Annotated in this window: 17 protein-coding genes; 10 read left to right on the top strand and 7 right to left on the bottom strand. The window is 64.6% G+C overall.

Annotation, left to right across the window (positions count from 1 at the left end; genetic code table 11):
• Positions 1-13 precede the first annotated feature (13 nt).
• Complete coding sequence (locus E3T27_RS12240) at positions 14-328, bottom strand: hypothetical protein (protein ID WP_134573073.1); 315 nt, start codon at positions 326-328, stop codon at positions 14-16.
• A gap of 36 nt (positions 329-364) precedes the next feature.
• Positions 365-2,857, bottom strand: coding sequence for an ATP-dependent DNA ligase (locus E3T27_RS12245; RefSeq protein WP_134573075.1), 2,493 nt, complete (start codon positions 2,855-2,857; stop codon positions 365-367).
• A gap of 71 nt (positions 2,858-2,928) precedes the next feature.
• On the opposite strand from E3T27_RS12245, the gene ku reads away from it, so the two are divergent.
• Positions 2,929-3,768 carry a non-homologous end joining protein Ku gene (gene ku / locus E3T27_RS12250; RefSeq protein ID WP_134573077.1) on the top strand — a complete coding sequence of 280 codons (840 nt, stop codon included), beginning with the start codon at positions 2,929-2,931 and terminating at the stop codon, positions 3,766-3,768.
• Between the two features lie 86 nt (positions 3,769-3,854).
• Here the strand turns inward: ku and E3T27_RS12255 are convergent, their stop codons facing one another.
• Both E3T27_RS12255 and E3T27_RS12260 read right to left on the bottom strand, forming a co-directional pair.
• Entirely contained in the window at positions 3,855-5,396 is a 1,542-nt protein-coding gene (locus E3T27_RS12255) for a maltokinase N-terminal cap-like domain-containing protein (protein ID WP_134573079.1), read from the bottom strand.
• 689 nt (positions 5,397-6,085) lie between these two features.
• Complete coding sequence (locus E3T27_RS12260) at positions 6,086-6,586, bottom strand: GNAT family N-acetyltransferase (RefSeq protein ID WP_134573081.1); 501 nt, start codon at positions 6,584-6,586, stop codon at positions 6,086-6,088.
• A 239-nt stretch (positions 6,587-6,825) separates the two neighbouring features.
• Between E3T27_RS12260 and E3T27_RS12265 the strand changes: the two genes are divergently transcribed.
• A complete protein-coding gene (locus E3T27_RS12265) occupies positions 6,826-8,529 on the top strand; it encodes an AMP-binding protein (RefSeq protein ID WP_134573083.1) in 1,704 nt (567 codons plus the stop codon).
• Between the two features lie 194 nt (positions 8,530-8,723).
• On the opposite strand, the gene E3T27_RS12270 is transcribed toward E3T27_RS12265, so the two are convergent.
• Complete coding sequence (locus E3T27_RS12270; RefSeq protein ID WP_233200526.1) at positions 8,724-9,578, bottom strand: TIGR00645 family protein; 855 nt, start codon at positions 9,576-9,578, stop codon at positions 8,724-8,726.
• Positions 9,579-9,784: 206 nt separating this feature from the next.
• Here E3T27_RS12270 and E3T27_RS12275 point away from each other — a divergent pair, with 206 nt between their 5' ends.
• Complete coding sequence (locus E3T27_RS12275; protein WP_134573086.1) at positions 9,785-11,371, top strand: flotillin family protein; 1,587 nt, start codon at positions 9,785-9,787, stop codon at positions 11,369-11,371.
• A gap of 379 nt (positions 11,372-11,750) precedes the next feature.
• Positions 11,751-14,087: a transglycosylase domain-containing protein gene (locus tag E3T27_RS12280; RefSeq protein ID WP_134573088.1), complete on the top strand. Its 2,337-nt coding sequence runs from the start codon at positions 11,751-11,753 to the stop codon at positions 14,085-14,087.
• 63 nt (positions 14,088-14,150) lie between these two features.
• On the opposite strand, the gene dnaE is transcribed toward E3T27_RS12280, so the two are convergent.
• Together dnaE and E3T27_RS12290 are read right to left on the bottom strand one after the other, a co-directional pair.
• Positions 14,151-17,585, bottom strand: a complete 3,435-nt coding sequence (gene dnaE / locus E3T27_RS12285) for a DNA polymerase III subunit alpha (RefSeq protein ID WP_134573090.1) — start codon at positions 17,583-17,585, stop codon at positions 14,151-14,153.
• Positions 17,582-17,854 carry a hypothetical protein gene (locus E3T27_RS12290; RefSeq protein ID WP_104128500.1) on the bottom strand — a complete coding sequence of 91 codons (273 nt, stop codon included), beginning with the start codon at positions 17,852-17,854 and terminating at the stop codon, positions 17,582-17,584. Before E3T27_RS12290 ends, dnaE begins: the two co-directional genes overlap by 4 nt.
• A gap of 151 nt (positions 17,855-18,005) precedes the next feature.
• Here E3T27_RS12290 and E3T27_RS12295 point away from each other — a divergent pair, with 151 nt between their 5' ends.
• From E3T27_RS12295 to moaA, 6 genes are all read left to right on the top strand, one after another.
• A complete protein-coding gene (locus E3T27_RS12295; RefSeq protein ID WP_166786206.1) occupies positions 18,006-19,265 on the top strand; it encodes a CdaR family transcriptional regulator in 1,260 nt (419 codons plus the stop codon).
• A 75-nt stretch (positions 19,266-19,340) separates the two neighbouring features.
• On the top strand, positions 19,341-20,513 hold the full coding sequence (locus E3T27_RS12300) for a glycerate kinase (protein WP_134573094.1): 1,173 nt from the start codon (positions 19,341-19,343) through the stop codon (positions 20,511-20,513).
• A gap of 35 nt (positions 20,514-20,548) precedes the next feature.
• Positions 20,549-21,907, top strand: coding sequence for a GntP family permease (locus E3T27_RS12305; RefSeq protein WP_134573096.1), 1,359 nt, complete (start codon positions 20,549-20,551; stop codon positions 21,905-21,907).
• A gap of 208 nt (positions 21,908-22,115) precedes the next feature.
• Complete coding sequence (locus tag E3T27_RS12310; protein WP_420898068.1) at positions 22,116-24,146, top strand: PhoX family protein; 2,031 nt, start codon at positions 22,116-22,118, stop codon at positions 24,144-24,146.
• A 181-nt stretch (positions 24,147-24,327) separates the two neighbouring features.
• Positions 24,328-25,545 (top strand): formaldehyde dehydrogenase, glutathione-independent, encoded by a 1,218-nt coding sequence (fdhA, locus tag E3T27_RS12315; protein ID WP_104195786.1) that lies wholly within the window; start codon positions 24,328-24,330, stop codon positions 25,543-25,545.
• 130 nt (positions 25,546-25,675) lie between these two features.
• Entirely contained in the window at positions 25,676-26,794 is a 1,119-nt protein-coding gene (moaA, locus tag E3T27_RS12320; protein ID WP_104195787.1) for a GTP 3',8-cyclase MoaA, read from the top strand.
• Positions 26,795-26,801 lie beyond the last annotated feature (7 nt).

The raw sequence follows: 26,801 nt of genomic DNA on the forward strand, positions 1-26,801 counted from the left end.
TGGCCGGGCCAATTTAGACTTCCCCGCGCAACTCCGCCGTGATCTCGGCGTCGGTGCGCGCATCGATGATGCCCCACATCATGTGGGTGGGACCGCTGCCGTCGCTCGGCTCGACCCGTGGTCGGCTGGCCCAGCCGTGCGCGACGGAAGCGGCGCCGAGTTGCGCAAGCGAGGCGCTGACAAGCACCTTGCGAATCTTGCCAGCCAACACGCTGCCATCGGGTGCCTGACGCCAGCCGCGCTTGTGGGCGAGTACCCGACCGATTTCTTCGTCGGTCAGCCAGCGCGAAAAACTACGGGTGGGCGGGTCGATGGCGATCAGCTTCATGCCCATACTGTACCCGCCCGTATCTCCCGGCCCGCACTAGTCGATCGTGATGTCGCCGGGGGTTTTATCGGGACGCCACCCCCGCCAGGATGGCTGGCGCAGACGGCCGGTCGCGGTCCACTCGGCGAATTCCACCTCAGCGACGAGCGTGGGGCGCACCCAGACCGCGCCTTGGGCATCCGTTGGCGTAATGTCACTGAACGGTGTGGTCTTCTGAACGAGGCCGGTCAGTCGGGAACGGATGTCGGTCAGGTCGCGTTCCCCGAACCCCGTGCCGACCCGGCCCACGAAGCGCAGCCCGGTGTCGGTCGGTACCCCGAGCAGCAGCGAGCCGATCGCGCCGGACCGGTTGCCGCGGCCGGGTCGCCAGCCGCCCACCACCACTTCCTGGTTGCGATAATGTTTGATCTTCACCCAGTCGTGGGACCGGCGACCCATCGCGTAGCGCCCGTCGAGCCGTTTGGCCATGACCCCCTCCAGCCCCAGTCGGCGGCTGGTGTGGAATGCCTCGGAAAAGTCACCCTCAAACCGCGGCGGCACATGGGTTGAGCCGGTTGCCGTGACCGCGGACTCGAGCCGGTCGCGTCTCGCTCTGTAGGTCAGGTCGGTGAGTGGGTGCCCGTTCTCTTCGAGCAGATCAAACAGCAGGAACTGCACGGGCGCTGTCGCGGTCGCCGACGCGATTTCCCGAGCCTCGGTAAGTTTCATCCGCGTCTGCAGGAGGCCGAAATCGGGCCGTCCGCGTTTATTGACGGCCACGATCTCGCCGTCAAGCACCGCGGAATCCGTTTCTGACCGTGCTGCTACCGCAGCAAGGAGGTCGGCCACGAGATCTGGATAAGACGCGGTCACATCATGCCCGTTGCGGGTGACCAGGCGAACAGCCTGATCACGCAGCGACACGTAGGCGAGGGCCCGCATTCCATCCCACTTCATTTCGAAGGCCCACTCCTCGTCGCCGAGGTCGGCTTCGGAACCAGCAGCGGCGAGCATGGGAGAGTAGGCGTTCTTCGGTGGTGCGGGCGTCGGGGTAGCCGCGGCACTACTGTGCGGCCGGGCATTCGTGCGCGAGCCGCCCGAGGCCGAAATGTTCGGTTTCATGCGGTGAATCAGCCAGTTGTTCCTTGTTTTGCTGCTGTAGCTCTCGCTCGTGCGAATAAGGGCAAACCGGGCGGTGCCGCCGAGCCCGGCGTCTGGTTCGCCGTGCAGGGTCACGATGACCTCGTCATCGCGCCACTTTTCGAGTTCGTACTCGCCGTGGTCCCAGATCGACACGTCGCCGGCGCCGTATTCTCCGACCGGAATATTTCCCTCGAAGCCGCCGTATTCGAGGGGATGATCCTCGACGTGGACCGCGAGCCGGTTCTGTGCGGGGGTTACCGGCACGCCGCGGGGCAACGCCCACGACACGAGTACCCCGTCGTGTTCGAGCCGAAAGTCCCAGTGCAGGCTGCGGGCGTGGTGTTCCTGAATAACGAACGACGAGCCAGCGGATGCCGCAACTGACAAGACCGGAACCGGTTCGGGTGTCTTCGCGGCGTCCCGCTTGCCGCGGTACGCCGTCAGCCGGTCCGGCGTGACGAGCGCCGGGGCCGAGCCTTTGCTCGCTGCGCCGGCGTCACTCACCGAGTGTTCGAAAGACCCGGCTGTGAGCTGCGCGAGCGGATCTTCCCGTCGTTTCAGGCGCGCAAGTACCTGCTTGTAGTCGAGCTGCTCGAGGTCGGCCGAGGCGAGCTCCTTCCAGGTACGCGGGGCTGCGACCATGGGGTGACTGAGCCCTCGCAGCGAGTACGGCGTGATGGTGGTCTTCGCGGCGTTGTTCTGGCTCCAGTCCACCAGGACTTTGCCAGGTCGGAGGCTTTTCTTCATGTCGCTGACCACGAGGTCACGGTGGTCGGCCGCAAGGGCGCGCGCCAATTCATGCGCCACCGCCGAGACCTGGTCAGAGCTGTATGACAGGTCGAGCGCCGCATAGAGGTGGATGCCCTTGCTTCCGCTGGTCACCGGCATCGGTTCCAGCCCCATATCGTGCAAAATCGCGCGGGCCAGCCGCGCAACCTCGGCGCACTCGAGCAGTCCAACCCCCGGCCCCGGGTCGAGGTCGAGCACGAGCCGGTCGGGATTGCGCGGGGTACCGGTGCGGCCGAACTGCCACTGTGGCACGTGGATTTCGAGGGTGCTCATCTGCCCGAGCCAGGTAAGGGTGGCGAGGTCGTTCACCAGTGGATAGGTGTTCACATGGTCTTTGTGCTGGATCTGGTACCGTTTCACCCAGCTCGGCGTCGATGGGTCCAGATTCTTCTGAAAAAACATCGCGCCGGGGTTTTCGATCGTGCCGATGCCGTGCACCCAGCGCTTGCGGGTGGCCGGGCGGTTCGCGGCATGACCGATGAGCACATCGGCGCTCGCCGCGTAATAGGCCAGGACGTCGGCCTTTGTGGTTCCGGTCTTCGGGTATAGGACCTTGTCGAGATGGGTGAGCGTGATGCGGTGTCCCTCGATGGAGACCACCTGGCTGCTGGCGTTCATGCGTCAACTGTGCCGCGGAAACTCTGGGTCTACTAGACGACGAATGTCTCATTCGGGTGTGTACTGGATGTATGAGAAGCATCTGGACCGGTGCGATCACCTTCGGGCTCGTCAATGTGCCCGTCAAGGTATACAGCGCCACCGAAGATCACGACGTCGCACTTCACCAGGTTCACGATGCGGATGGGGGGCGCATCCGCTATCAACGTCGCTGCGAGATCTGCGCCAAGGTTATTCCCTACGACCACATAGACAAGGCCTACGACGACGGCGACCATACGGTTGTGCTCAGTTCCGGGGACTTCGCCTCACTGCCTTCCGAACACAGCAAAGAGATCGACGTGGTCGAATTCGTACCGAGCGACCAGATCGACCCGATCATGCTCGACAAAAGCTACTTTCTCGAACCCGACGGTAAATCGTCGAAGGCTTACGTGTTGCTGCGGCGCACGCTGGAAGCGACCGATCGCACGGCTATTGTGCACTTTGCGCTGCGACAGAAGACGCGCCTCGGCGCGCTGCGCGTACACGGTGATGTGCTGATGCTGCAATCCCTGCTCTGGGACGACGAGGTGCGAGAGGCCAAATTTGCATCCCTCGATGTGCGGGTGAAAATCAGCGCCAAGGAACTGGACATGTCAGCGGCGCTGGTCGAGTCCTTCGCGGCGGATTTCGCACCGGATGCCTTCAGCGACGACTATCAGGATGAGCTACGTGCGCTGATCGAAGCCAGGCTGAAAAGTGGTGATGCCGTGTCGACCGAGGCGACCCACGGCGAAGCCGCCGAAGAGGGAGAAGGCGGCGAGGTGCTCGACCTGATGGAGGCCCTGCGACGCAGCGTCGAGGCTAGCCGTGAACGAGCCAAGCCGACGCGCAAACGCACGGCGAAGCAGTCCCGGTCGGCCTCCTGAATCGGTCTGCTCACCGACCGTGACCAGGTCTGGTTCCAGGCCCAACGGATGGTGTCACCGCACCTCGGCATTTTCCACAACGGCAGTTAGTTCGACACATCGACCAGCCGCTCGATCGCGGCGAGAGGGATCGGCAGCCAGGTCGGGCGGTTACGTATCTCGTAGACGGCTTCATAGAGTGCCTTGTCGAGTTCGAACGCATCGAGCAGGGTTCTTTGATCGGCAAGTTTCACGCCGGAGCGTTCCGCATAACCGTTGAGGAAGGCAGTGCGGCAGGCCATGGCCCACTGGAAAATAGTGGCTCCGGCAGCCGTCGATTCACCGGCGACTGGTTCGCCCGGCGCCACCGCCCTGGTCGAGTCGCCCGTCGCTTCCGTCATAGCACCCGCAACGTAGGAGAACGATCGCAGCATTCCGGCGATATCGCGCAGCGGGATATCGGGCCGAGTCCGTTCCCGCAGGGTGCGCAGAGGTTCCCCCTCAAAGTCCAGCAATACCCAGCCACGACCCCGCACGTCCAGCACCTGGCCGAGGTGGAAATCACCGTGAATGCGCTGCAATCGCGGCCAGGTCGCCGTCTCCGCGCGAGCGAAGACCGCCTCGATGGCAGCGCCGTACTGGGTCAGAATCGGTACTTCGTGCAGGGCCTGGCGGCAACGCTGCCGCATCTTGGCCATTTCGTCGGCGATGACCGCGGGGGTCACATCCAGCGTCGGCAAAGTGCGGGCGAGGTCCTGGTGCACATCGGCGGTAGCCTGTCCCAGTCGAAAAGCCGGACCCGTGAAGTCGCTGCCGGAAGCCGCGGCGACCAGGGCTGTGCGCCACGCATCGGGGGCATCGGGCAGAAATTCCTGGGCGAACGCCAGATGGCCGACGGCCCGACTGTCAGGTTCGGCGGGGTCGTCCCATTGGCCAAGAATGTCACCGAAAGGGAGCGGGATCCGCTCTGATCCGGCGCTGGACAGTGCGGCCTGCACCACTACATCAGGATTTTCACCGGCATGAATGATGCGAAAAATCTTGCAGATGATCGGCGTTGTCGGCGTACCGGTTGCGTCCGTGCGGTGCACGACGATCGAGGTGTTGGATTGCTCACCTTCGAGGACGCGGCTGGAGACCACAGCAGCCTCCCGAGGGGAGGCGGAATCCGGTCTCAAATCTTCGCCGTGCGCGCTGGCGGCGGTACGGTCATGTGCCGGAGTACCGGTCGAACTCGTCACGCCCTGCAGTTCCATGAAGCTGAGCACTGCAGAGGCGAAGATCGGGTCATAGGCGGCGTCATAAATGAAGCGTGCTCGGTCGGAGCCGGTTTTGCGCTCGGTGATCAGGGCATTGGCTGAGCCGGCAAGTTCATAAGCCCGCTCCGTGGTCGGCAGTTGGTAGAGGGTGAGGCCCAGGCTCGCCGTGTCCAACATGAGGTCGACGCGAATGGTGACGTCCGGGTCGACCGAGTCTAGAGAGAAATGGCCAATGCTGCGAAGAACCGGCATCTGCCCCTTGTTGCCGAACCACCGCTGTGTCGATACCCACGCGTTGACATAATCGGGCATCGGAATGCCCCGATGGGCCGGGGCGAGGTCGGGATTAGCGGCGGGGCCTGCATTCGGGGCGCTGTCTCCATCGATCATGCCGCCAGCGTATCCTCCCCGCCCGGGTTAAGCCGAGTGTTCGGGCGTGCCGTCGCCCGTGTTTCGCGCAATGGGTGCCAGCGACAGCGCCGCTGAGAGCCGAGATAGGCTTTCACGAATATCGCGAGGCGCTGAGCTACTGTCACAGACTCGCGCGACTCGCCCCAGGTGCACCGCTGACCGGTCGGATTGATGGGTCAACGGCACATGTGGGGGAGGAGCCGGGGGCAGGACGTCGCGGTCGAGCAGTTAAGCGGAGGTGAGGGCGTGCGGCAGACGCACGGGTTCAACACGGATGCTGGTGCGCTCGCAACCCGTGCATTTGAGAACGTAGAGGGGGAGCGAGAGCCGGAGGGCTTGCGCGGGGTTCGGTTTCAGGTCGGCCTGTGACTTGCAAAACGGGCAGGTAATTCGCATCGAGGGTTGTCCCTTGGCTTGGTTCTGCGCAAGCGGTAACTCGCGTCCACTAGACCATAGGGGGCAATTACCTGTTGCCGCGCCCCCTTGAACTTTCAGCTGATCTATGTATACAGACCAGTATGTCTGCCCCCGTTTTCGCGGACGCAAGGCCATTTCTTCTGCAACTGGTCAAACGAATGGATTCAGCGACCTGCGACTGTGTATACAGAGAATCGACGCGAACATCGCCGTGACGAACGACTAGCCACTATCAGTGACAGCGGTCTTCCCTAAACGGTCGCCGCGAGCAGGCTCACGACGACGGTGTCGGCCTTGGTTGACAGCTGGCCAACCGAGGCGAAGCCGAGGCGGCCGTGAAAGGCGAGCGAGCCCGGGTTCGGCGGCTCCAGGTTGACCTCACAAAACACCTCGGAGAGCTTCAGACGGCGGGCGGCCCCGAAAATCGCGTCGTAGAGCACCTGGCCGAGGCCCTGCCCGCGATGCCCGTCGGCCACGACGATGCGGTCGACATAGAGAAAATCGGTGGACCGGCTGGAGAACCAGCGGTAGTTCTCACTCGCGTATTCGGCCCCGGCGATGAACAGAATTGCGAAGCCGATGGCGATGTCGGACGTATCGTCGTCGACGACAGCAACGGCAAGATTGCTGTGCTCGACGAGCGCGGCCAGCGCGTCGGCATCCAACTCGTTGACCGCGGGAACCGCAGCATTGTTGAGCGCGAGTACGAGCGGCAGATCTGTGGGAATCAGGGAACGAATCGAGTAGGTCACCCGTCAACGATAGGCCAGTGCACGATAAGTCTGCTGTTCATGGCTTGGGTCGCCACATCCCGCAGTGACACGTGGTCATCAGGCTGGGTCCGTTCCTCGGCTCGGGCACGCTCGCAGGCATCCGATTCGGGCGCGTTGCTATCGGCCAGGCCAGGCCCGGTGCGGGCCGAGCTGCAGCCCTGAGAGAATGGACTGTCGCCGTTTCGCTCGTGGCGGCTCGTTCAAGGAGACAACGGCGTATGACTCACCAGGTGAGCACCAGTAACTACCGTGCCGCACGCGACCAGCTTCTGGCCCTGCGCGACGATCACGCTCGCGCCGCGCAGGAATTTCGCTGGCCAGATGTGGGAGAACACTTCAACTGGGCCACGGACTGGTTCGACGTGCTCGCCCGCGGCAACGACAAAATCGCGCTGTGGATCGTCGAAGAAGACGGCAGCGAGCAAAAGCTCACCTTTGACGAGATGGCTCATCGATCCGACCAAATCGCTACCTGGCTCAGCCACCACGGCGTCGGGCGTGGAGACCACGTCATGCTCATGCTCGGCAACCAGCGGGAGATCTGGGAGGCGATGCTCGCCATCATGAAGGTCGGCGCCGTCATCATGCCCACGAGCGCCGTGCTCGCCTCGCACGACCTGGCCGACCGCGTGCAGCGCGGCGGCGTCGCCCACGTGATCGCCAATTCGGCCGACGCGGTCAAATTCGACGACGTTCCCGGCGACTACACCCGCATCGCTGTCGGCGCGGCCCGCCCTGGGTGGGCCGACTTCGCGGATGCCTATCGGGTGACCCCGGAACCCATCACCACGGTCGTGGAATCCGCCGACCCCTCGCTGATCTACTTCACCTCGGGCACGACGAGCAAGCCGAAGATGGTGCTGCACTCGCAGACCTCCTACCCGGTCGGGCACCTCTCCACCATGTATTGGCTGGGGCTGCGCCCCGGCGACGTGCACCTGGCCATCAGCTCGCCCGGCTGGGGCAAACACGCCTGGAGCTGTTTCTTCGCCCCGTGGATCGCCGAGGCCACCGTGTTCGTCTACAACTACTCCAAGTTCGATCCGGCTGCCCTCATCGCGCAGCTGCACCGCGCTCAGGTCAACACGTTCTGTGCACCGCCGACAGTCTGGCGCATGCTCATCCAAGCGGATATCGGCGCCCGCCCGGCTAGCCTCCGCGAGTTGCTCTCGGCTGGAGAACCGCTCAACCCCGAGGTGATCCGGCAGATCGACAACGGCTGGAAACTGACCATTCGCGACGGATTCGGCCAGACCGAGACCACCGCAATCGTCGGAAACGGTCCCGGATCCATGCTAAAAGCCGGGTCGATGGGCCTGCCCCTGCCCGGCGTCGCGATCAAGCTGCTCGACCCGATCACCGAGTTGCCCGCCGACGAGGGCGAAATCTGCCTCGACCTCTCGCAGAGCCCGGTCAACCTCATGAGCGGCTACCACGGCGAACCCGACCTCACTGCGCACGCCATTCGCGGCGGATTTTTTCACACCGGCGATGTCGCCACGATGGATTCCGATGGCTACCTCACCTTCATCGGCCGCACTGACGACGTCTTCAAGTCGAGCGACTACAAGGTATCGCCGTTCGAGGTGGAGAGCGTTCTGCTCGAACACCCCGCTGTTGCCGAGGCCGCTGTCGTTCCCGCTCCCGACGCAACCAGGCTGAACATTGCCAAGGCCTACATTCATCTCGCACCCGGCTGGGAACCGACGGCGGAGACCGCAGAAGCCGTGCTGCGACACGCCCGCACCGGGCTGCCGGCTTATATGAGAGTGCGGCGGGTGGAGTTTTTCGACCTGCCCAAGACCATCTCGGGCAAGATTCGCCGGGTCGAGCTGCGCGAGCGTGAAAACGACGCGGCCGGTTCGGGCACCCGCCTGCCGGACGAGTGGCGCGATGACCAGTTTCCGGGACTCAAGCGCTAACAGCATCCGCTGGAAAGACGGGGCTCACGTCCCGTGGCGCGGCCCGGCGGCTCCGATACCGTTGAGGCAAGACCCTTCTCGGAGAACCGCGTCGCACTCGACGAGCAACCGAGTGCCGAAGACGTGATTCGTTGCCGCGAGGAGAACGCCGAGTAGGTACGCGCCCTGAAAGAACTCATACAAAGGGCCGCGTCTTAGTAGCGGGCGAGCAGCTCCGTCTTTTTCGCGACGAACTCGGCGTCCGTGACGACGCCGGCGTCACGCAGTTGCCCCAGTTGGGTCAAGTGCAGGGCGATACCGGTGGATGCCGCTGGCGCGAGTTCGCGACGGATGGGCGCGGCATTCAGGGCCGTGACCGGCTCCGGGGCGATGGCCGGCCCATGCGCGACCGCGGGTGATGGTGTGGGTGGGACTGCGTGCCCGGCCTGGGACATGCGGTCGATCCAAGCCAGCGCGATCGCCGAGAGGATGAACACCATGTGGATGATGACCTGCCAGAGCACGCCGTCCCAGGTGTAGACGTTGCCGGTGATGGTCTCGCTCGGGCTGGAATCGATCGGGGTGCCGCGCGCGGCCAGATCGCCGACCTCGATGAAAGTTTTGAGCAGGTGAATTGACGAGATTCCCACGATGGCCATGGCGAGTTTGACCTTGAGCACGTTTGCGTTGACGTGGCTGAGCCACTCCGGCTGGTCGGGGTGGCCATCTAAACGGATACGCGAGACGAACGTCTCATAGCCGCCGATGATGACCATGATCAGCAGGTTCGCGATCATCACGACGTCGATCAGGCCGAGCACGGAGAGCATGATCGCTGCTTCTTCGACGTGGATGCCACCGTCGTCGCCGGGCACGGTCAATGAGGTCCAGACGTCGCCGCCGAGGTTGATGAGCTCCACCATGAACACGATCACGTAGATGATCTGCGCGATGATGAGTCCGATATAGAGGGGTGCCTGCAGCCAGCGGCTGAAGAAGATCATGAGCCCGACGCTGCGTACCCAGCGGGACTGAGGGCGAAAAGGGCGGGGGAGGGCTGTTTCAATCACCGGTTGATCATAAATGGAGCCCGAGTGTGAACCCCCTGTGAGCGGAGGGCTCAGGTGCTCGAGGTGGCAGCGCCCGAGCAGGTGCTGTGACGACACCCTTCGCATCCGGCGCAGGGGCCTGCGAGACTGGACTCACAGCTCGGCGACACGGGAGACAGACCGGATCGCCGAAACGACGTAGGCGCCACGCGCTTCGGAAGGACTCCATGCTCGATTTTCTGTTCAGCCCGATCCCCGGGATCATTTTCACAATCGTTGTGGTTCTGCTCATCGGCCTGATTTACGCCAAGACGATCTATAAAAACGCGGGGCCCGATGAGGCCCTCATCATCACCGGCAAGAAGAGTCGCAAAACCATCGTCGATGGTGCCACGCTCGAGGAGTCCGGCCAGCGCGTCGTGCACGGACAGGGCGTCTTCATCACTCCCTTCTTCCAGAAGGCGTTCAAGATCAGCCTGCGCAGCCGGGCGATCGAGATCACTGCAGTCGCTCAGGACCGCAACGGCATCACGCTCTCCGTCGACGCCGTGGCCATCGTCAAGGTCGGGGACGCACCGCAGTCGATTCGTGCCGCAGCCCAGCGGTTTCTCGGCCAGGACAAGAACATCGACGGCTTCGCACAGGAAGTACTGAGCGGCTCGTTGCGCTCGTCGATCGGCGCGACCGACGTGATGACCGTCATTCAAAAGCGAGACGAGCTCGGCACCTCGGTGCTCGCCACCGCCCGGGAGTCGCTCGCCAACCAGGGCCTCGACGTCGACTCATTCGAGATCAAGGGCATCACCGACGAGAACGACTACATCCGCGACATCGGCCGTGCCGAGCAGGCCAAGGTTCGTCGTCAGGCGGAGGTGGCCGAGCACGTGGCGAACCGCGAGTCACAGGAAGCTTTGATCACCGCCGAGCAGGCTATTGCCGAAGCGCAGAACACGCTCGCCCTGCGTAAAGCTGCGTTGCAGCTCGACACCGACAAGGCCTCCGCTGAGGCCGCCGCGTCACGGCCCCTCGCCGAGGCGAAGGCGCAGCAGGCCATCGTGCAGGAGCAGGAACTCACCGCCCAGCGCCGCGCCAGCCTGCGCAAGGCCGAGCTGGAATCCGAAGTCAATGCGATCGCCGACGCCGATGCCTACCGCATCCGGGTGACCGCCATTGCTGCCGCCGAGGCATCCGTCGCCAAGGCCACCGCTGATCGCGACAGTCGTGTCGCCAACGCGGACGCCACCCGCGCCGAGGGTCAGGCCGAGGCCGATGCCATTCTCGCCCGTGGTACCGCCGAGGCCACGGCCACCCGCCTGTCCGCCGAGGCCGTCGCGCAGCAGTCGGAGGCGCTCATTCAGCTGCGCCTGGTGGAGATGCTTCCGCAGATTGCGCACGAGCTCGCCGCCCCGATGGGCAACATTGACCAGCTCACCGTCATTTCAACGGATGGCGCCAGCCAACTCTCCAAGAACGTCGCGTCGGGCTTCAGCGAGGTTGACGCCGTGCTCGGCTCCACCATGGGAATCGGCATCAAGGACCTTCTCGGCGGGTTGCTCGGCGGAACAGCCGGAGCCGCCCTGCGGAACGCCGCGCCGGCCCACGCCGGTGCATCCGTTTCACCCACTGTCGCGTCGACGCGTTCGACTGCGACCGGCGCTGCCGGTTATGACACGACGCCAGCCTCGACATCGACCGCCGCCGCACCGGCAGGAGCGGTCCCGGCGGTTGTTCCGTCGTCAGTGTCTTCATCGGCGGCGACGGACGCCGCTTCGGCCCGGCTCCCCAGAAAAGAAGGCGACCACCTGCTGCCGTAGCGAATACGCCCGGCTGGCCGCAGGGGTAGCCAAACATCACAATGATGGGCCAGAGGCGGCATAATCCTGCGAGTGCTCGCGCGGTACCGCAGGCGCGGTTTCTACCTGTCAATCGGCAAGGCTGGCGGAAGGTGGTCGTGCGGCGCGCCTCGGCAACAGCAGCCGGGATCGTGGGGGTGGACGTTGCGGGGTTTGGCGGTCAGCACCTGCCCGAGCATGGCGGCGCGGGTTGAGCCTGAAAAAACGGTATCAAGCCGATATCTTCTCAGCTCGGCCAGCCAACCCCATGGGTACCCACATATGACTAACATGACGTTTAGTCACGCACCGATGTGTAGGCGTGGGCTTTCGTATCGGGTGGATTCGGTGGGGGGTAAACGTGGTTCAGGTGACCGAGGTTCCGGCTGGCGCGGCCCAATCATGGCGGCGTTCTCTTCATGGCGTTCTGGGCGGCCTGCTCGGGTTCGTCGCCATGAGCGCAGCGGCGGGCATTCTGGTTGCCGTGTCGGTGACCCCGGTCGTGGCGCTCTCGGGCATAGCTGCGACCAACACGATCTCGGTGTTCGAGAATCTGCCGGGTTACGTCAACATCGAGCCTCTGTCGCAGAAGAGTGACATCTTCGCCACCCGCAGTGACGGAACGGTCGAACTACTCGCGTCGTTCTACGATCAAAACCGCATCGAGGTGAGTTGGGATGCGATCAGCCAGTTTGCGAAGGATGCCGCGGTGTCGGGAGAAGACCCTCGATTCTTCGAGCATGGCGGGGTGGATCTGCAGGGCACGTTGCGGGCAACGGCCACGACTGTGGCCGGGGGAAACACGCAGGGTGGGTCGTCTATCACGCAGCAGTATGTGAAGAATGTGCTCGTGCAGAAGTGTGAGCTGCTCACCGAGAAGCGGGCTCACGACGCGTGCTACAGAGCGGCGACCGAGACCACGCCTGATCGTAAACTCAAGGAAATGCGGCTCGCCATCGGAGTCGAGAAGAAATACAGCAAGCACGACATACTGCAGCAATACTTCAATATCACCGGCTTCGGGGGCACGGTCTACGGCATCGAAGCTGCAGCCAATTACTACTTCAACACCACCGCGGCCAACCTCACCCTGACGCAGGCGGCGAGCCTGGTCGCGATCGTGAACAACCCGGTGAAGTTTCAGCTTGACAAACCCGCGAGCGAGACCAATGGGGCCGCAAACGGTTACGCGGCCAACAAACAACGCCGCGACTACATTCTGCGCGAGATGCTGCGGTACAAGAAGATCACGAATTCCGACTATGACGCCGCCGTAGCGTTACCGGTCGAACCCGTGATCACCGAACCGAGCACAGGCTGCCAGACTGCCGCGGCCAACGCGTTCTTCTGCGACTATGTGACCAAGATTCTGCAGAACGATCCCACTTTCGGCACCGACGCTGCCACTCGTATGCTCAACTTTCGCCGGGGCGGCTACGACGTGTATACAACCCTTGATCTCGACGTGCAGAACGCGGCTGTCACCACCATGAACCAGCAGGTTCCCAAGGTCTACGCTGGCGGCGATGTCGGCGCGGTGATCACGAGTGTGCAGGTCGGCACTGGTCGAGTCCTCGCCATGACCCAGAACAAGGACTACAGCCAGGACCCCACGGTGCAGGCGACCGGAGCCAACTACACCGGCATCAATTACGCCACCGACCTTGCCGAGGGTGGCTCGAGCGGGTTTCAACCCGGATCGACCTACAAGGTTTTCACCCTGGCCGAGTGGCTCAAGGAGGGCCATTCCCTCAACGAGCGCGTCGACTCGAGGCGCAAAGCGAACTGGGGTAATTTTCAGGACAGCTGCCTCGGGCCCCAGAACTACAACAAGGAGGGCTTCAACCCGCGCAACGATGCAAACGAATCCGGCGCCAATTACAGCGCGCTGCAGGCCACTGTCGGTTCGATCAATACCGGTTTCATCGGAATGGCCAAGCGGCTCGACCTGTGCGGCATTCGCCAGACGGCTGAGGCATTCGGCGTGCACCGGGCCGATGGCAACCCGCTCTCGCAGTCCGCGGCATCCGTTATCGGCACGAACGAGATCGCCCCGCTGACCATGGCTGTTGCCTTTGCCGGCATCGCGAACAAGGGAGTGACCTGCTTGCCGATTGCCATTGATCGCATCGTCGGTCCGGGTGGGGTGGAGATTACGGTGCCCCCGTCGGTCTGCACGCAGTCGGTCGATTCGACGGTCGCGGCCGGCATGGCCTACGCGATGCATCGGGTTATGACGAGCGGTACCGGGCGGCAGTCCAACGCCAACGCCCTGCCTGCGGTGCCGATGATCGGCAAGACCGGAACGACGGATGGTGCCAAAGACACCTGGATGAGTGGCGCCAGTACCAAGGTGGCCACGGTGGTCGCCGTGGTGAGTCTGACCGGAGCGCTCAGCCAGCGGCGGCAGTTCTTTGGACGTGACCAGATCGCGACGGCCCGGCACCGAATGTGGCCGGTCGTGATGTCGGTCGTCAACGCCAAGTACGGCGGAGATGCCTTCGATGAACTCGCCCCCAAGTACATTCCACCGCCCGTGGTCGTGGCGCCACCGGTGGCGCCACCGGTGGCGCCGCCGGCAGCGCCGCCGGCAGCTCCACCGGCAGCGCCGCCGGTCGCTCCGCCGGCAGCTCCACCAGCAGCTCCGCCGGCAGCGCCTGCGCCGCCGGATGCCGCTCCCATCACGCCTGACCAGTAGCGCCGCTTCGGAGTGGTGTGCCCGTTAGCACCGCCCAGTAGTGGGTGGGCCGTTAGCGCCGCCTCACGCGCTCTGCGCCGCATTGAGATGGTGCAGGGTGCCGCCGGGGCGCGATGACAGCTGAGCCGCCGGCTGCGCGGCGAGTTCGGCCGCGTAGGCCGCTGCGCTGGCCGCTTCCTCGGCAGCCAACCGTTCAACGGCGTGCCGCTCCTTCACCTGGCGGGCCACATCGAACAGGTCCCACAGATTCTCCCCGGTCACCGAGACGCCGCGCGCACCGGAGCGCCGGGTGCGACCGCGCACCAGCATGTAATTGGTCTGGAACACGTGCCCACCGACCCGCTCCTGCGCGTCGTGAAAGAACACGACGTTGGAGACCGGGCCGGTGCCATCGTCGAGGCTGATGAACACCACGCGGCGGCCGCCGCGCATCGGAGGCGTATTCGTGGCCCGCCGAACTCCGGCAAGCAGCACCTCGGTGCCGCCGGGCAGGTTACCGAGCTCGCTCGCCGGGGTCACCCCCAACTCCCTGAACAGGGCGTGAAAGCGTTTCATCTGGTGTGATCCGACGGCCAGGTTCAGGTCCTGCAGCTCCAGATCGGTCTGGGTGCGGCCGCGCAGTTCGAGTGAGGTGATGGTGCCGGCGCGATCACCCGAGTACTGCGGCACCGGCAGCTCCACCTCGAACGCTAGCTGGTCGGCGCGAATGACCACGGCAGTGCCGCGCAGCGATTGAATATGCGCGAGCAGTTCGTGCCGCCGGGCCCGGTCGTAGCCGATGAACGTGTCGAGGGCGCCCACTCGGGCGAGTGCTTCGAAGGTGCGCCGCCTAGGGTGCACCCGGTCACGAAAGTCCTGCAGTGAGCTAAACGGCTGGTGCTGCGCAATGCGCTCCCGCTCCGTCTCCGTGCTACCGACCAGTTCGGGCAGCGCCAGACGGATGCCCTGGCTTCCGTCGGCGAGATCCTCCACCCGGTAGTCCAGCGCACTCGACTGCACGTCGAGGGGGAGTACCGGCACCCCGAGCACCCGGGCCTCGGCGACAATGAGGTCTTTGGGCCACATGCCGGGATCGTGGGTGAGTAGCCCGGCCAGGAAAGCGGCCGGGTGATGGGTTTTCAGCCAGGCAGACTGGTAGGTGGGCAAGGCGAAGGCTGCGCCGTGCGCTTTGGCGAAGCCGAAGCTGCCAAACCCGGCCAACACCGTCCAGACCTGGTCGATGACGGCAACGCTGAACCCGCGCGCAAGCGCCCGTTCGCGCACGTACTCTTCGATCTCGGGGAGTTGCTCGGGTTTACCCAGGTGCCGGCGAAAGACATCCGCTTTGCCCAGGCCGCAGCCGGTGAGTTCGTCGAACAGCCGCATCACCTGTTCGTGAAAGATGACAACGCCGTTGGTTTCGCGCAAAATCGGCTCGAACCGGGGGTGAATGTAGTCGGGGGCGACCTCGCCGTGTCGGGCCTGCAGATATTTCAGCGGCATGTTGTTTTTCATCGGACCGGGCCGAAACAGCGAGATCTCCACAGTGAGGTCGTTGAACACCTCCGGTTGCAGCTTGCCGACCAGCTCCATCTGACCGGGCGATTCGATCTGAAAAATACCGAGCGTGCGCGTGGACCGAATGAGCTCGAAGGTTTTCGGGTCGTCGAGCGGCACCCGGTCAAGGTCGATACTCTCGCCGGTGAGTCGGTGATGCTCTTCAACGGCATGCGCCATCGCCGACTGCATGCGCACGCCGAGAATGTCGAGTTTGATCAGCCCCATCGGGTCCATGTCGTGTTTGTCGTACTGCGACATCGGCAGGCCCATGCCGCTCGCCTGCACCGGGGTGCGGTCGAGCAAGCTCGCGTCGGAGAGGATCACGCCGCAGGGGTGCACCGAGATGTGTCGGGGGAGCCGGTCGAGTTTCGCGGTGAGGTCGACGAGCAGGTCGAGCTGTTGCGACTCACGTACCTCGGCAGCGAGGGCTTCGAGTTCGGGCTTCTCTTCGAGGGCGCGGCGAAAGTCGCGGGCGTTGAATCGCCACATCTGCTTGGCGATCACGTTGATCTGGGCATCGGGCAGGCCGAGGGCGAGACCGGCGTCGCGCACGGCGCCACGGCCGCGGTAGGCGTTGGTCATCGACATGAGCGAGACCCGGTCGCTGCCGAAGGCACGAAACACTTCACGGTAGATGTCGTGGCGCCTGGCCGACTCGACGTCGATGTCGATATCGGGCAGCGTCTGGCGTTCGGGGGAGAGAAAACGCTCCCAGAGCAGCCCGTTGCCGATGGGTTCGACCGAGGAGGTGCGCAGCGCGTAGTTGAGCACCGAGCCGACCCCCGAGCCGCGCGCCTGAATGCGGATGCCCATCCCGCGAATAATGTCGGCCACCCGTGACACGGTCAGAAAGTAGCTGGCAAAGCCTAAGTGTTCGACCGTTTTCATCTCGTGGGCGAGCTGGGCGTGGGCCGCTTCGACCGCGCGGGAGCCGCTCGCCGAGTACAGGTCGGCGATGCCGCTTGTGGCGCGCCGCCAGAGTTCGGTGACCGGGTCGCCGGTGACGCCGATGATGCGCGCCTCCGGCATGCGCGGGCGCCCCAGCCCGATATCGAGAACCGGGTCGAGGCTGCACCGGTCGGCGAGCTGCTCGGTGTCACGCAGTAGTCGTTCGAGCGCCCCGTCATCGTGCAGGCCGGCATCGACGACCATGCGGGCCACCTGGCGCATCGCTTTGGCCGGTTTGAGCCAGGCCTGGCCGTTGGTTTGGGGGGTTTCGAGTTCGGCAAGCGGCAGCAGAAAGCGTGCGGCATCGGCGAGATCGGCGGTGACTGCCTCGCCGGGCGTGCCGTATCGCACGGCATTGCTGAGCACGGCGGGGAGCCCGGCGTTCTCGGCGAGGGCGAGCATGCGCGTGGCCGGCGTCACGCTGCCGATGGTGCCGCTTTCGGCCAGGTGACAGACGATTTCGAGTACGACAGCCTGGGCGGGCAGGGCACGCTGCCAGTGGGCGAGCCGCGCCGCGGCATCCGCATTGTCGCGGCGGGCGATGGCGAGACCGACGTCGGAGTCGGGGCCGAGCAGCACGGTGAGCGAGGCGAGGCCGGCCAGGTCGGCCAGGCGATCGCGCGAAATGCTCGGTCCGGTGCTGCCGGGCGTGAGCGCGGAGCGTTGACCGGAACCACCGTCGTGGGCGGAGCTGACCGCCCGGCAGAGCGCGGCGTACCCGCGACCATTGGTGTGGCCGTGGGCGAGCACGACCACTCGACCGAGCGGGCGATACTCCTCGTCGTGTACGGCGAGTTCGGCGCCGAGCCCGGGGCGGATACCCACCGCTACGCAGGCTCGCACGTGTTTGACGGCGCCGTAGAGTCCGTCACGGTCGGTGACGGCCAGAAAATTCGCGCCCTGCGCGGCCGCCTGCTCGGCCAGGGCTTCGGGAAGCGTAACCCCGTAGTGGGTCGAGTAGGCGCTCGCGACGTGTAGGTGCGCGAAGCTCGTCGCCGGTGCGTTGCTCATCCCCAGTCCAATGCTAGAGTCCAGGACCCGTCAATGCCACGGCGCAGGTCGTAGCGGTGCTGCTCTTCGCCGCCGCGACTGGCGTCGAGCCGCCACAGCTCGGTGTCGATGCGGGTAGGGGTTCCCTCGTCTTCCCACCACCGGGTACGTTTGAACACCGCCTGCGGTTGTCCGATGACGGTGTGTTCGAACCGATTCCAGATGAATGCGCGCGGGTCGCCGTCGGGGGACAACTCAACGTCGACCGGTGCATCAATAATTTGGGGCAAGGTAGGCTCCCTAGGCTCGTGACGGGTGATAATGGTAAAAACCTGATGAGCGATGGTTAAAAAAACCCACAATGAGTTCGAACAAAATCTCGTTGAAACCAATCACTATCGAATATCTCTTCTAGATAAAAGTGTATGTCACCCCACCGACATGCGCCATGGGCGATTGCCTGCGGCCCAGCTGACGCTCGCGATCTACGATGGCCAGATGATCGAAGTAACACCGAACGGCACTGCACCGAACGGCAGCTCACCGACCGGCACTGCACCGAACGGCACTGCACCGACCGGCAGCTCACCCGGCACAGCGCAGATCACCAGGGAGCTCGCCCAGCGTCTGGTCGAACAACTTGCGCCGAGCCTGGTGCACAACGTGAACATCATGGATGCGACCGGCATGATTATTGGCTCGATGGACGCTGCCCGCATCGGCACCCGGCACGATGGAGCCCGGGACGCGGCGTTCCGCGGCGAAGCGGTACACATCGCCCCCGGTGACGAACACCAAGGTACCCGGCCGGGCGTGAACATTCCGCTGATCCTCGACGGCTACGTCGTCGCGGTCGTGGGGGTCACCGGAACCCCCGCAGAGGTTCTGCCGGTCGCGCAGGTGCTCGTGCTGACCGTTCACATGTTGCTCACCCAGGAACGACTGCGCGACAACGCATCGTGGCGAGAATCGGCGACCCGGGACATCCTCTCGACTTTGTCGCTGGGCAAACTCACCGAAAGCCGCCTGGTATCGGGATTGCGGGGCATCGACGTGCCCCTGCAGCCGCCGTGGAACCTGACCGGAGTCTTCAACACAGCGCCCGGCGCAAACTCGTCGGTGTCGCTGCTGCGCCAGCTGCGCGAGCTCTCCGGGGTGGTGGCCGCCGATATCAACGGCGCCGTCTGGGTGCTGAGCGGATCGTCGACGGCGATCGGCCTGTCCCTGCTCCGGCAACGCCTGCAACAGTCCCGCGCGCAGCCCCTGTGGTTTCTGACCGGGCGGGTCGGCGCGACGATGCCGCAACTCACCGGTGACGCGGAGCGCCTCGGCACGCTGCTGGCCAGGCCCGGACTGCTCGTCCCATTCACCACGCGGGCCAGCCCCGAGATTCGACTCGACTCACTGGGGCTCGAACTTGCGATCGCCGGCCTGCCCGACGCCATGATCGACGACCTCGCCGCGTCGGTACTCGCCCCGCTCAGTGCCACCCTGCGCGAAACCGCCCGGGTATTTCTCGGCAACGAACTGTCGATCGCCGGCGCTGCGCGAGCGCTCGGCGTGCACCGCAATACCGTCGTGCAGCGACTCGACCGCATCGAAGTGCTCACGACCCTCAACATGCGGCATTTCAGTTCCGCCGTCTCGATGCGGGTCGCACTGGCGGCCGACGACGCCCTCTATGTGGACGGTGCACAGTAATCGTCTCGAAACTTAGCGAAAAATATGGGTTCACTCCACCTGAATATGTGCACGATTGTGACCTAGCCTGAACTAATGAACGGTCGCCCGGCATTGAAGCCGCTCACAATAGTCATCGCGCCGGATTCGTTCAAGGGAAGCCTCAGCGCCTCCGCCGCCGCCGCCGCCATGGCCGACGGTGCCCGCGACGCCGCCATCGCCCTCGGTCAACCGCAGGCCCAGATCACGCTCTGTCCGATGGCGGACGGCGGTGAGGGGACCCTCGATGCCATCGCCGCTGTCTGGGGCGTCGAACCCTGCACCATGCCCACCGTCGATGCGCTTGGCCGCAGCCGACTGGCCCGCTATGCCCGGTCAGCTAATGGCCGGGTCGGCCTGATCGAGGCAGCCGAGTCCAATGGTTTGCCGCTGGTAGCGGATACCGCACCCCAGCCCCAGCGCGCCGACACCTTCGGCGTCGGTCTGCTCGCCTGGGAATTGCTCGATCAAAATGTCGAGGAGATTCTGCTCTGCATCGGCGGCTCGGCCAGCACCGACGGTGGAACCGGCTTGCTCGCCGCGCTCGGCGCACGCTTCCTCGATGCGGCCGGCGAAATCGTCGCTCCCGGCGGGGCCGGCTTGGCGCAGATCGAGTCGATCGACCTCGCCGGACTACACCCGCACGCCCGCGCCGTGCGTTGGCGTGTCGCCGTCGACGTGAACAATCCGCTCTGCGGCCCGACCGGCGCTGCCGCGGTGTTCGGCCCGCAAAAGGGTGCCGCGCCGAGTGACATTGCCGAGCTCGACGCCGGTCTGGCCCACCTCGCCGCCATCGTTCTGGGCGAAACCGGCGAGGACATGACCGACCGGCCCGGTGCGGGAGCGGCCGGCGGTATGCCGGCCACTCTGGTGCCGTTGCTTCGCGCCGAGCTGGTTCCCGGCTCCACCCTGGTAGCGGATGCCGTCGGCCTCGCCGACAAAATCGCCAACGCCAACCTCGTGCTCACCGGTGAAGGCAGCTTCGACTCCCAATCCCTCGGCGGCAAGGTAGCCGTGGCTGTCGCTCGTCTGGCCCCGGCAGGATGCCCGGTCGTCGTCATCGCGGGACGGGTGTCATTGCCTGCGGCCGACACCGCAGCATCCGGGGTCACCGCCGCCTTCTCGATCGCCGGGGGACCGGCGACCCTCGACGACCTGCAGCACCACGCGGCCGAACGTGTGCGCGACACGACGGCGCAGGCCGTCGCCCTCTTTCTTCAGTCCCACTAGTTACCGCTCCACCCAGAAATAGAAAGATCGTCTCAATGCTGAGCATTGCCATCCTGGTGACTCTCGTCGCCGCCATCGTCTTCGCCACCGCGAAGCTGAAGATCAATCCCTTTCTCGCCTTGCTCGCCGCCGCCTTAGTCGGTGGTTTCGCATTCGGGTTACCAGTCGACACGATCGCCCCGACCATCACGACGGCCTTCGGCGCCACTCTGGGCAACATCGGTCTGATCATTCTGTTTGGCACGATCATCGGGGTGATCCTCGAGCGCACCGGCGCCGCCATCGCCATGGCCGAAGCCCTCATTCGGGTGCTGGGCACCCGGTTCCCGACCCTCACCATGAGCGTCATCGGCTTCATCGTGTCGATCCCGGTGTTCTGTGACTCCGGCTTCGTCATTCTAAATTCGCTCAAGAAATCGCTCGCCGCCCGCGCCAAGGTGTCGCTGGTGGCCATGACGATCGCGCTGATGACCGGCCTGTACGCTACCCACGTGTTCGTGCCGCCGACCCCCGGACCGCTCGCCGCCGCCGGCAATCTCAACGTCATCGACCAGCTCGGACTGATCATCGGATTCGGCCTGATCGCCGCTGCGGTTTCTGCGGTGGCCGGGCTGCTCTGGGCGAACCGGTTCCTGAAGAAGAACATCGAGCTCATGCCGGAAGTGGCCGGCGAAGAAGATGAGCAGGACTACGACAAGATTCGCGCCTCCTACGGCAAACTGCCCAACGCGTTCATGGCCTTTTTGCCGATTCTCGCGCCGATCCTGCTGATCTGCATCGCCTCGATCGCCAAGCTTCCCGGTCTACCGTTCGGCGAGTCCGGCCTGTACATAGCCGTCGTCTTTCTCGGCACCCCCGTCATCGCCCTGGCCGTCGGCTTGCTCGCCTCTCTGTTTCTACTGCGGGGCAAGGGCAAGCTCGACATGTTCGGCGAACGCGTCACAGAGGGCATTCGCATCTCGGCACCCATCCTGCTGATCACGGCCTCCGGTGCTGCCTTCGGAGCCGTTCTCGCCGCCTCCGACCTCACCGAATTTCTCGGCAGCTCCCTGTCGACCCTCGGTCTCGGGCTCGCTGTGCCGTTCCTGATCTCGGCCGCGCTCAAGACTGCCCAGGGCTCATCTACGGTAGCGATGGTGACCACCTCGGTGTTGCTGTTGCCCCTGCTGCCGGCGCTCGGCCTTGATTCTGACTTGGGCAAGGTGCTTTCAGTGCTCGCGATCGGCGCCGGCGCCATGGTGGTATCGCACGCCAACGACAGCTTCTTCTGGGTCGTGTCGCAGCTCAGCCGCATTCCAGTAGCGACCGCGTACCGCACGCTCACCCCGGCCACGGCAATTCAGGGTGTCGCCGGTTTCGCCGCCGTTTGGGTGATCGGCCTCATCGTTCTGTAGGCCTGTGTGACTGTAGGCCTGTGTGCCCGGCGACACCGAGCGTTCATGTTCGGTTAACCCTTGAGACACCGCGCGGCGGGAGGGTAGACTCACCCCTAGCTCGGGGCTCACCCTAACCATGAGGAGCGCTCGCATGTTGAATCGTGAATCCACCGGCCCCCGTCAGCACACGACCGATCGTGATCGGCCGTTGCTGCCGCTGCTGCCCATGGAGGGGCACACGCTCGGCAAGCGCAGCGCAGTCACCTGCCACCTCAAGTGCGCTGACGCCTGCTTTCACCCGGTACCCAACGAGAGTAAGAACGACTACTTTCGTGACATCGTCGGCGCTGCACTGAGCCGCCGTTCCCTGCTCGTGGGTGTGGGCGTCGGTGCTGCGGCGATCGTACTCGGGTCGGGCCAGTCGGTACCCGCGCTGGCGGCATCCGGCGGTCCGGTCAGCCGTGGCCTCGCATTCACGCCGATCGCGCCCGTTCCGGCCGCAGTCGACGCCTTCTCGGTGCCCGCCGGCTATTCCTGGAACCCCATCATCCGCTGGGGAGACCCGCTGTTCGCCGCCACTGATCGGTTCGACCCAGAACACCAGACGGCCGCCTCGCAGGCGCGCCAGTTCGGCTACAACAACGACTACCTCGACATCCTCGAGGGTCCGGGGCGCAAAGGGCGGGATGGCATCCTCGTCACCAACCACGAATACACCAACGAGAACATCATGTTCGCCCCCGCCACGACGCCGGCCGAGGCAGATGAGCAGCGTCGCATTGCCATGATGGCCCACGGCATGTCCGTGGTCGCCCTCGAACGAAAGCGCGCCGGGCAGCCCTGGACCTACCGGGTGGGTGACCGCCTCAACCGGCGCATCACCGCGAGTACGCCGTTCACCGTCACCGGTCCGGCCGCCGGCAGTGATCTGCTGAAGACGAAGGGCGACCCCACCGGCCGCACCGTGCTCGGCACCCTCGGCAACTGCGCCGGTGGCACTACCCCCTGGGGCACGGTGCTCTCCGGCGAGGAGAATTTCAACGGATACTTCCGCGCCAACGGCACCAGCACAGCTGATGCCCGCTACGGCCTGGCCAACCGCCCCACCGGTCGGCTCTGGGAGCAGATCGACGACCGCTTCGATGCCACCGTCGCCGGAAACGAGAACGAGCCCAACCGATTCGGCTGGATCGTGGAGATCGACCCGGAAGCACCGAACGAGCCCCCGGTCAAGCACACTGCGCTCGGCCGGTTCAAGCACGAGGGCGCCAACGTGATCGTTGGAAAGACCGGCCATGTTGCCGCCTACATGGGCGACGACGAACGCTTCGACTACCTCTACAAGTTCGTCTCCCACGACCGCTTCGACAAGAAGAAGAGCCCGAAGGCGCGCACCCACAACAAGTCCCTGCTCACCAGGGGATCCCTGTACGTGGCCCGGTTCACGGGCAACTCGCCAGCCGCCGAGATCACCGGCACCGGCCAGCTGCCCGCCGACGGCCAATTCGACGGCACCGGCCAGTGGGTGGCGCTCGTCATCGACGGCGTCTGCCAGGTTGCTGGCTTCACCACGGATGATGCGCTCGTGAACACCCGCCTGGTCGCGGATGCCGTCGGCGCCACCAAAATGGACCGCTGCGAAGACGTCGAGCCGAGCCCGGTGACCGGCAAGATCTATGTCGCCTGCACCAACAACAGCGATCGCGGCCGGCTCGGCAAGGAGGGTGCCACCGAGGCCAACCCGCGGGCGATCAACCGCGACGGTCACATCGTGGAGATCACTGAAACCGGATCCGATGCCACCTCGGTGACCTTCGACTGGAACCTGCTGCTGGTCTGCGGCGACCCGAAGACCAACACGAGCACCTACTTCGCCGGTTTCCCGAGCGACAAGGTGTCGCCGATATCATGCCCAGACAACGTGGCCTTCGACACCGAAGGCAACCTGTGGATCTCCACCGACGGCGCACCGAGCACGATCGGATTCTGCGACGGACTGTTCAAGGTTCCGCTCGTCGGACCCGAGCGCGGGCGGGTGCAACAGTTCCTCGCGGTGCCGCGGCAGGCGGAGACCTGCGGACCGGTCATCCGCTCGGAGCAGTCGATGGTCTATGTCGCCGTGCAGCATCCGGGGGAGGACGGCAGCTGGGCCGCCCAGGCCAGCCGATTCCCGGACTATGTTGCGCAGAGGGCGACCGCTCCGGCTGGCGCGTGGGCCGGGCCGCGGCCATCCGTCGTGCAGGTCTGGAAGCCCTGAGTCGTTCCCCGTTCTGGCCGTTCCTGTAGCCAGAACGGGGGTCACGAACTGGGAGTTTGCTGATTGTAATTTCTGAGATTCGTGGTGAAGTAAAGGGGCTGCTGTCAGAAATGGCAGCGCTCACCCAGTGCGGAGAAGGTCGTCTGGCCTGCTCCGCGAAGAAAAACGAGGAAGGTAATTCATGACGGGGAACAGAGCAGTTGCCTACAAAAGTGCTGGAGTCGTCGAGGTCATTGACATCGACTACCCCACGTTCGAACTCAAAGATGGACCGGGGGTCAACCCGGCCAACATCGGCCGGAAGGTGCCGCACGGCGTCATTCTCAGAACAGTAACCACCAATATTTGCGGCTCCGATCAGCACATGGTGCGTGGCCGCACGACCGCACCGGCGAACCTGGTGCTGGGTCACGAAATCACCGGTGAAGTGGTCGAAACTGGTCCCGACGTCGAATTCATCAAGGTCGGCGACATCGTGTCGGTACCGTTCAACATCAGCTGTGGTCGCTGTCGCAACTGCAAGGAACGCAAGACCGGCATCTGCCTCAACGTCAACCCGGACCGTCCGGGTAGTGCATACGGCTACGTCGACATGGGCGGTTGGGTGGGAGGCCAGGCCGAGTACGTGCTGGTTCCCTACGCCGACTGGAACCTGCTGAAGTTTCCCGATCGGGACCAGGCGCTCGAGAAGATCATGGACCTCACCATGCTGTCCGACATCTTCCCGACCGGATTCCACGGCGCCTACACTGCCGGTGCCGGTATCGGATCGACCGTCTACGTGGCCGGTGCCGGCCCGGTGGGCCTCGCGGCCGCCGTCTCGGCGCAGCTGCTGGGCGCGGCCGTCGTCATCGTCGGTGACATGAACGCGGAGCGACTCGCGCAGGCCCGCAGCTTCGGCTGCGAGACCATCGATCTCAGCAAAGGCGAGCCGGGGGAGCAGATCGAACAGATCCTCGGTGTGCCAGAGGTTGACGCCGGCGTCGACGCGGTGGGCTTTGAAGCGCGTGGCCACGGTAAGGACGCTGACCACGAGGCTCCGGCCACCGTGCTCAACTCACTCATGACGGTTACAGCGGCCGGTGGTGCCCTCGGCATCCCGGGCCTCTACGTCACGGGTGACCCGGGGGCCAAGGAGAAGGCAGCCCAGGTGGGCTCGCTGTCGATTCGTTTGGGACTCGGCTGGGCCAAATCGCTGTCGTTCACCACCGGCCAGTGCCCGGTGATGAAGTACAACCGCCAGCTGATGATGGCGATCCTGTACGACAAGGTACACATCGCCAAGGCCGTCAACGCCCAGGCGATCAGCCTCGAAGATGCCCCGCGTGGCTATGCCGAATTCGACGCCGGCGCGGCGACGAAGTACGTGCTGAACCCCAATGGCTACGTCAAGGGTTAGCAGCAGGTAAGCGGATGGCCCGCCCGGGGATTCTCCCGGGCGGGCCATCCCTGTTTCGGAATTGATCAGCATCCGCTCAGAACTGGTGTTCTGGGCATCCCCGTGCGGGGCGCGGGGTTAGGCTGGAAGTATGACCGGCGCCGACTTTGCACAATCAGCTCCGCGCTTCTATCGAGAACGCGCGGACATTCCGTTGAACCTCGAAACGCCCACAGGGACCGTGACCGACCGGATGAACCGGCCGTTGCATGACCTGCGCCTGAGCGTGACCGACCGCTGTAACTTTCGCTGCGTGTACTGCATGCCCAAAGAGATTTTTGGTCGCGACTTCGCGTTCATGGAGCACGACGAACTCCTCAGCTTCGAGGAGCTGACCCGGCTCGCGCGTATAGCCGTCGCCCACGGCGTTGAGAAGATCCGACTGACCGGCGGAGAGCCGCTGCTGCGTAAGGGGCTCGAAGATCTCATCTCCCAGCTAGCCGAGCTGCGCACTCCCGACGGCCGTGAGATTGACATCGCGCTCACCACGAACGGGTCGGCGCTCGCTGTCAAGGCGCAGGCGCTCAAGGACGCCGGACTGAAACGAGTCACCGTGTCGCTCGACTCGCTCGACGACACGACTTTTCGCACCATGAACGACGTGAAATTCCCCGTTGCGAAGGTACTGCACGGCATCGACGTGGCCGAAGCGGTCGGGCTCGGCCCGATCAAGGTCAACATGGTGGTGCAGCGCGGCAAGAACGATCAGGACATCGTGGCCATGGCCCGCCACTTCAAGGACACCCCCTACATTTTACGGTTTATTGAATTCATGGATGTCGGCACCAGCAACGGCTGGGAGATGGGCGCGGTCGTGCCGTCGAAGGACGTCATCGCGCGCATCCATGCCGAGCTGCCGCTCGAAGAGATCGCCCCGAACTATAGCGGTGAAACCTCAAGGCGTTGGCGCTACCAGGACGGCGGCGGCGAGATCGGCGTCATCTCGAGCGTGACCCAGTCGTTCTGCCAGTCCTGCTCCCGCGCCCGCGTCTCCACCGACGGCAAACTGTTCACCTGTTTGTTTGCCACCGAGGGCCACGATCTGCGGGCACTCATGCGCGGCGGCTGCTCCGACGCCGAACTGTCCACCGTCATGGCACACCTCTGGCGGGAGCGCACTGACCGCTATTCGCAGCTGCGCAGCGCGAAGACCAGTGAGTTACGGGCATCCGGTGCCAAGAAAATCGAAATGTCCTACATCGGCGGTTAATCAATAG

It is taken from the genome of Cryobacterium lyxosi, from assembly GCF_004403345.1.
GTDB lineage: Bacteria > Actinomycetota > Actinomycetes > Actinomycetales > Microbacteriaceae > Cryobacterium > Cryobacterium lyxosi.

Bases quoted from the DNA above. Each gene is read 5' to 3' on its own strand.
- E3T27_RS12240 (WP_134573073.1), bottom strand. From the start codon at position 328: ATGAAGCTGATCGCCATCGACCCGCCCACCCGTAGTTTTTCGCGCTGG.
- E3T27_RS12245 (WP_134573075.1), bottom strand. From the start codon at position 2,857: ATGAACGCCAGCAGCCAGGTGGTCTCCATCGAGGGACACCGCATCACG.
- ku (WP_134573077.1), top strand. From the start codon at position 2,929: ATGAGAAGCATCTGGACCGGTGCGATCACCTTCGGGCTCGTCAATGTG.
- E3T27_RS12255 (WP_134573079.1), bottom strand. From the start codon at position 5,396: ATGATCGATGGAGACAGCGCCCCGAATGCAGGCCCCGCCGCTAATCCC.
- E3T27_RS12265 (WP_134573083.1), top strand. From the start codon at position 6,826: ATGACTCACCAGGTGAGCACCAGTAACTACCGTGCCGCACGCGACCAG.
- E3T27_RS12275 (WP_134573086.1), top strand. From the start codon at position 9,785: ATGCTCGATTTTCTGTTCAGCCCGATCCCCGGGATCATTTTCACAATC.
- dnaE (WP_134573090.1), bottom strand. From the start codon at position 17,585: ATGAGCAACGCACCGGCGACGAGCTTCGCGCACCTACACGTCGCGAGC.
- E3T27_RS12295 (WP_166786206.1), top strand. From the start codon at position 18,006: ATGCGCCATGGGCGATTGCCTGCGGCCCAGCTGACGCTCGCGATCTAC.
- E3T27_RS12300 (WP_134573094.1), top strand. From the start codon at position 19,341: ATGAACGGTCGCCCGGCATTGAAGCCGCTCACAATAGTCATCGCGCCG.
- E3T27_RS12305 (WP_134573096.1), top strand. From the start codon at position 20,549: ATGCTGAGCATTGCCATCCTGGTGACTCTCGTCGCCGCCATCGTCTTC.
- E3T27_RS12310 (WP_420898068.1), top strand. From the start codon at position 22,116: ATGGAGGGGCACACGCTCGGCAAGCGCAGCGCAGTCACCTGCCACCTC.
- fdhA (WP_104195786.1), top strand. From the start codon at position 24,328: ATGACGGGGAACAGAGCAGTTGCCTACAAAAGTGCTGGAGTCGTCGAG.
- moaA (WP_104195787.1), top strand. From the start codon at position 25,676: ATGACCGGCGCCGACTTTGCACAATCAGCTCCGCGCTTCTATCGAGAA.